The 353-nt window shown below is 42.2% G+C and carries 1 protein-coding gene; it reads left to right on the top strand.

Annotation, left to right across the window (positions count from 1 at the left end; all coding sequences use genetic code 11):
• A partial coding sequence (locus C5471_RS23745; RefSeq protein WP_166296729.1) for a PAAR domain-containing protein occupies positions 1-185 on the top strand: 185 nt, incomplete at its 5' end.
• Positions 186-353 lie beyond the last annotated feature (168 nt).

Raw genomic sequence — 353 nt, 5'->3', positions numbered from 1 at the left:
TTTATCAAGGCGTGCCTATTGCTGCTAAAGGTGATTTAGTAAACTGCCCTAAGTGCAAAGGGGTTTTTCCTATTGTGGAAGGCAGTGATAATTTAAAGCATCAGGGAAAACCTGTCGCATTAGAGGGGATGCACACAGCATGTGGCGCAAAACTGATTGCCAGCCAAAAAGATTTTCTCGCTTAATTAGACGAAAAATCACTTGGCCTATTTAGGGCAACACTGACGCGCTGCACTTGTCTTTTCCGTTTACCCAGCTAATACATTAATCCGGTAAAACGGAGAGCCGAGAAAAGTACCGTGACTATTTACAGGTCATGGATAATTTATTGAAAAGGAGAAATTGAGATGCCA

Source organism: Photorhabdus tasmaniensis (assembly GCF_011189505.1).
In the GTDB taxonomy this organism is placed as follows: domain Bacteria; phylum Pseudomonadota; class Gammaproteobacteria; order Enterobacterales; family Enterobacteriaceae; genus Photorhabdus; species Photorhabdus tasmaniensis.
This window is presented reverse-complemented; position numbering and strand designations above follow the sequence as displayed.